Below are 6301 nucleotides of genomic sequence, written 5' to 3'. Positions count from 1 at the left end.
AAGGTGAGTGCCGGTGCTGGGTAATTGAGAATCTTTCTAGTTTTGCAGAGCATGTACCATCGAGGAACTTTCAACACGCGACACTAGGATGAGAAAGACACGGGTGTTTCGATCCGCTCCAGAGGTGATAGTTACGGGTACGCCGCGGCCGATGCTCTGAACGAATTTGACGAAGGTGAGTCTAATTTCCTCAGTGGGCTTTGGCACGTGCAGGACGACGTTTATCAAGCGGTCGTTGTGTAGGTACTTTGGTTCAACATCTTATGGCTGAATTAGATGTTATGTTGCCTGACTCGCCTGAAAGCAGAGCACCAACTTTTAGGCCGAGTGGTTATTGCTTGAAGTAGCTTGGATAATTTTCAAACGCTCATCTTCAGTAAATCATGCGATTGTGCAGAGAACCGCATTGCTCATTGACGGGACGAATTTTGCTTTAATCAATTAATAGATTGGTCACTCCGATTGTCACAACTACGTTAAGTGTTCGCAGAAACCAACGGCGGATTACGTATGAACTTCAAACGCCTATTGAGCACCGCGCGAAGCGAATTAGACAAACTCAGAGACAAGGCATTTAAGGATCCGTGTTCTACAACCGTGCTCATGGAAGTCATTGGAATGGCTAAGAATGGCTTCCCAATCAGTGTCAAGGTATCCGAGAACTATTCCGAGCATTTCCTCCGATAACACTGATACTGTACACGTTCGTATGTGATATGACGTTTTGTAGACATTGTGGTGCCCTTGTCACAAACGTTGATTTCCGCATAGCGGTTGTTTAAATAGTTGGTATGCGGAACAAAGGAATCGATTTGGTGCGGGTAATGGGTGTCATCGCCGTTGTGGCAGGGCACGTATGGGACACAGAATTGGCTAGACTTCTCATCTACTCGTGGCACGTGCCAATTTTTTTCTTCTTTTCCGGTTATTTCTGGAAGACTGGCCGTTCCGTCACAGATGATCTACGCGGCCGGTGGCAATCGATTGTGCGGCCATACCTTTTCTGGCTCGGAGTTCTTGGCATGTTGTTCCTGATTGCCGAGTACTTCCGTAATGCACTATCACTTAAGGACTTTGCGGGAATTGTACTGGGTGGTTCGTACTTGACCCGACCATTTTCTGCGTTCTGGTTTGTTACCGCATTGATTGTCGCGTCACTCCTGTTTAGGTTCTTCGAGCGGTTCCCGGCGTGGGTGGGGGTGTCAATCACTGGGGTAGGATTGCTCGCTGCTTACATGATTCCGGAGGTAGTTTCGGGGATTCCTTATGCAGCCGGCGTAGCTATTCCAGCCTTGCTGTTCATTTATGCAGGAAAGGCCTGCCAACAAGTTCGATTATCAGGTGCGCGCCTTGTGGTAGCTGCTTTTGTACTGATTGGCGTAGGCCTTTTGTTCGCGATTAGCGGTCTCTCGGCACCGCTTGATATGAAAGCTTCGAATTTTGGCACGCCGGTAGTGAGTATTGCCGTGGCAGTATGTATATGTGCCGGTTTAACCTTGTTTGGATTGTGGATGGAACAGTTCATAAGTGCAGTATTTGGCCGCCTGATCGGCGAATTGGCTATTGGCGGGTTCATGGTGGTGCTCACTCATGCCGCCGTGTTGTATGCCTTGGGGACACAGCCTAACCAGATCATCCCAGATTTCTACCTGGCGCTTACAATTCCATGGGCCGCAGCGGTGTTCTTACACCGTACTCGCCTATCTGGGTGGGCGCTGGGCTTGCCTCAACGACTCAAAGTGCCGCCGCAGTCGGTTACCCCAGAGCGATAGTCTGATTTCATACATCGCGATGGCGTGAGCGAAAGCCCTTATCTCAACAGCGCGCGGTGGCATGGTCAACCCGGAACTGAAGTAGAACGCACTGAGCCTTCTACGACAGGACTTGCAAAGTTCGATTCTTAGCCAAAAGCGTTGCCGATTTGCATGAATGTTTGCTTATTTGGAAGCCAGCAAGATTGTGGTTCAGTGCCACAAAATTCTCTCGTTTAGAGTCATCCTGGATAAACGCCTTCCACTCTGCAATTGTCTGGGTGGTGGAAGGAGCCGTTTCCAACGGTACGAATGATCAAAGGGAAACGTTACTTCAGCTTCGCATCGAGGGATTCTAAGGATGTGACATCGCGTCCACCACAGGCATCTCTCTTATCAGCGGTGCCGAAGTTATTAACGCAGGGGATACCGCCGCGTGCAGCGGGGACGAACTCAAGAACTTCACTGGAAGAGATGGCTAAGCAACGCATCGGTCAGTATCCGAGGCCAGAACTGGGTACATGTGTAGCTGTGATCACAGATCAAGGAAGTCCGGTTGAACCTGAGCACTGAAATATGACGCAGGTCGCGCATGACGGGCGCTGGTCACCTGCTCATAACGCTCGATGCCCAAGGCGACGAGGTGAGCATTTCTTTGAGCGTTGAAGTACGAATCGAACTAGCAGTTGATCAAGCCCACGAACTGTTCCTGAATACAATGATCAAGGGGCTGGTACACTGTGCGAAGCTAAGATCACGGCAGGTTGATCTGAGGGGACCGAGCACCGAATCGAAGAACGCGGTTTGAACCAGCCACTGGCAGCGCAGTTGGCAATCTGTCATTTCTTCAAGCTGAACATGAACCTAGTGGTCTAGAAGTTCACCGGGTCTGGTAAGTTTGTATTTTGTATGCACGCGGCTAAGCGGGCGTACACTCATCGGTATCGGACCGGTTGTGTTCGCAGGCCGGATCTCGAAGAAGAATGGCAGCAGGCGGTCAACAAGTAATTTGACCAGCAGTAGCTGCAGCGAGGGCATGCGAATTCCAGTGGGTTGGTCTTAGATGAGTGGCTTTTGGATTCGCTCAGCGGGGAATTCGCTCGAATCATTGTTGTGATGATGGAGCGTCGCAATGATACTGTACCAACTCTTTTCATTACGCAGAATAAGCAGCCGGATTGGGTGCTGGTGCCTTGGCTGAAACGATCATGAAAACGGATTGCGCCTAACACGATCAGGATTGAGACTGGTACGTTCAACGGGTGTGATACATACTCGGGTGCTGAACACTAGCAGCAGGTTGCTTTTGCGCTGCGATTCTTAGTTCAGAGTTACCAGTCAACTGCTGAGATTTGCTGATGGCTTTGAACGAAGATTCTGGATGGCTCTGAGCCGCAATCTTGCCAGCTCTCAAAGAGTCTAATGCTGACTATACCGGCAATTTTGATCAACTGTGCAACTGGAATTGAACGATCGATCCATCACTCCGACCGTACTGAACTTGAACAACTTAACCACTGTGTTGAAGCTTCCGTCGCGTTAGTCGAGTCCGCGCACGGTAGGTTCGACATCATGTTTTGAGACGCCCCTTTAGGAGGTCCCGTTGCTATGCGGTATCCAGGCCTCTTGCATCGTCCTGCGTCCATACCCCGCCTGCGGAGAATCTACCTGAACGATGGATTCGTTACAGCGCCTAGTCAGCAACGTTGCACGAGCCTCTACCAGTTTGGACAGTATTCGCAGTTGTCCCTTTTGGAAAGTTACTTAAATTGCACATGGCTTTCAGGTCTCACAGACTGGCATAGTCTCTGAGTAAGTGAATGGGAAAACTCATCTCAAGAAATGCTGAATATTCAAGTTCAGAAATTCGAACTTGGCTGATATTATTTTCCGCACTCTGTCTTGTATTGTTGACGGTAGCAAAATTAGATTCGAACAGAAGAGCATGAGTGGAGTTATGCATGTAAAAGGGAGTGCAGAGAGTTGATCGAAAATACCCCTATTTTCGTCGCAGAAATTGATCAGTGCTCACTATCGGTGTTGCACTTCGCGAGTTAGGTACTTACCACCCTAAACAATGTCATTCATACTGTAAAAAATTGGTGGTTTCCGGTCGCTCGCACGCTTAGGTAACGGAGTGCATCTGACGTCAGCTATATTGGTGGAAAGTAGGTGTTTCCAACAAAAACATAACCCTATGCAAATGTCGTTAGGAAAAGTAGTAAAATATGTTAAAACCTTGCGTGAATATCTCAATGATCCACGGTACATTATTGGAATTGAATATTCACATGAATAATTAAACTCCTTGAGACGGTTAGTCTCAAGGAGTTTAATTAGCACGTTTCATGGTTTCGTTACTGATCTGCAAAAAATATTACTTAGTATACCTTTATGTGCAGTTTAGCAACGATATTTGGCTTAAGAAGTCGTGCCTGTATAGCTTACCGCACCTGCGCCACCAGCAAGCAGTGATACGTTGAGCAATCCATTCATGTTCCACACTAAGGTGTTCTCACAAATGATCTGAGCTCCAAGACCCCACTTGAAAGTGGTTTTGATCGTGACAGACAGAGTCTGTGGGGAAATACGAGGAAGTCCCGTTCGGAAATTATTGGAATCAATACGAACGTTATTGAAAGCAAACACCGCTGGCATTGCTCCAACAGCACCCAACACACCAGCACCAGGTGCAAGCCCAACGGTGGAATCGTAAGACACACCGTCACTCATAGTCAAGGTTGCCTTCGTGACGATGTAAGTGAATGCGGGCTGGAAATCAAAGATGTTTCCAATCAAAGTACCGCAATCTGTAGCATCCAGAATTACTGGATTGGCCAATGCGAGAGTGGCACGGCTGCTGGCAGCTAGGCCCGCTAGCACTGAAACACCAAATCCGGGATTGAGGCATCCTGGGCAAGGAGGCTCCGGTTGTGTGGTGGCAGCAGCAGTTGGCACAGAAAGCGCAGTGGCTAGTACTGGCACAGACCACGCCGCCCCTTTTACGATGGTTCGGCGGTCAGTACCTTGACCCTTTTTGATCATCTTCATTCCTTCATGGGATTGAGTGGATCGAAAGATAATGCTCATTTTCGATCAGGACAAATGACGTACCCTAACATTCTACATAGACGATGCCAGAATGGGGACCTTTAATCTAGAAATTACTCGAATGCAGGACAAGTTCACGATGATGCATTTTAAAGATATGGTGGATCAGTTGATAGAAAACTCTTTGAGACCACCAAATATCTCAAACTGGTACACTGCACAAAAAACCCTAATGTTACTACGAATGAAGAGTAGCACTGAAATTTCCTCATAAAATATGGACAAAACTTGAACTGTCGTGATATATGTAACCGCAGTATACTGACATCAACCAGCTCAAGTGTGCTGAGTACTGGTCATTGTCAACTATTGCCCTTAGATGCGCAGCCATAGTTTTCACAGCAAACTCAGAATCTAATAATGTGAACTCTAGCCGTGCGAAAGCGCCGGCCTGTGAGTTTTGATCGTGGAAGTTAAACAATGCTTAATGAAGCACTTAAATCGATTCAGCTGTTTTCGATTATCACACTTTCCTTATGTTTGGTAACTAGTGGATTTCTTAAATTGGGAAAAACCGAAGAAACTAAAGAAACCTTCGCGGCTCTTATTCCAATAAGATTTCTTCAGAAGAATTATTTCTTCAAGTTGTATCCGATTTTAGAACTACTTCTTGGCATCTCGCTGGTTGTTTCAAACGGATACCTTTGGACAATAACCATTGCTGCGGTTCTGTTTTTATTTTTAATACTTTTGCTTGCAGTCATGCGAGTGGTATTGAGCAAGAAATCTGTATCTTGTAACTGCTTTGGTTCCAATCAGATCATTACAAGTAAGACTCTTTATAGAAACTTATTTTTCTTTACCATCTCGCTCATACTACTCTCGTCACCTCAAGCTAATATCCTGGTGGTAATGCTGTCGAAAAATCTACCAACGGTTGTTACGTCAATCATCAGCATTTCATTGACGTTGCTCCTAATTTATTTATTGAAGCCCAGTGGTGGACACGCCCCTAGAATGGAACAAGCGAATGACCAGATATTGATGATTCCGAAGATATCTATAGTTGACTATGACGGCCTCACTAAATATTTGCCCGATTTGGTAACTGACGGGCCGGTGTTACTGATACATATCAAAATGGGGTGCGGCTCATGCACATCTATAGCCAATGAGTTCGTCGATAATCAACTGATTGGTAACAAAGTATTGGTTCGAATGATGGAGGCAGAGGCCGCTAAATCAGACAATCGCAGTCGAGTTTGGGACCTCGATGGCAACGTAGCTCATACGCTAGGTTTAACTGTGACCCCATCAGCGCTCTTACTGGCGGCGGATCGATCGATTCCTTTCAACCCTGTTTATGGGATCAGTGAAATACGAAGATTGGTAAGTCAGATTGAGAATATCTCCTAGTGTCGCGTGTTGAAAGTTCCTCGATGGTACATTCTCTGCAAAACTAGAAAGATTCTCAATTACCCAGCACCAGCACTCACCCT

The 6301-nt window shown here is 46.8% G+C and carries 3 protein-coding genes; 2 read left to right on the top strand and 1 reads right to left on the bottom strand.

The features are described from left to right. The first annotated feature begins 791 nt into the window (after positions 1-791). Positions 792-1772: an acyltransferase family protein gene (locus tag AUR04nite_RS17695; RefSeq protein ID WP_141367628.1), complete on the top strand. Its 981-nt coding sequence runs from the start codon at positions 792-794 to the stop codon at positions 1770-1772. Positions 1773-4172: 2400 nt separating this feature from the next. Here AUR04nite_RS17695 and AUR04nite_RS17690 read toward each other — a convergent pair. After that, a complete protein-coding gene (locus tag AUR04nite_RS17690; protein ID WP_141367626.1) occupies positions 4173-4796 on the bottom strand; it encodes a hypothetical protein in 624 nt (207 codons plus the stop codon). Positions 4797-5282: 486 nt separating this feature from the next. On the opposite strand from AUR04nite_RS17690, the gene AUR04nite_RS17685 reads away from it, so the two are divergent. Then, positions 5283-6218: a MauE/DoxX family redox-associated membrane protein gene (locus AUR04nite_RS17685; protein WP_141367624.1), complete on the top strand. Its 936-nt coding sequence runs from the start codon at positions 5283-5285 to the stop codon at positions 6216-6218. Positions 6219-6301 lie beyond the last annotated feature (83 nt).

It is taken from the genome of Glutamicibacter uratoxydans, from assembly GCF_006539925.1.
Taxonomy (GTDB): Bacteria; Actinomycetota; Actinomycetes; order Actinomycetales; family Micrococcaceae; genus Glutamicibacter; species Glutamicibacter uratoxydans.
Note: the sequence above shows the minus strand (reverse complement) of the source record. Positions and strands in the feature narration are given on the sequence as shown.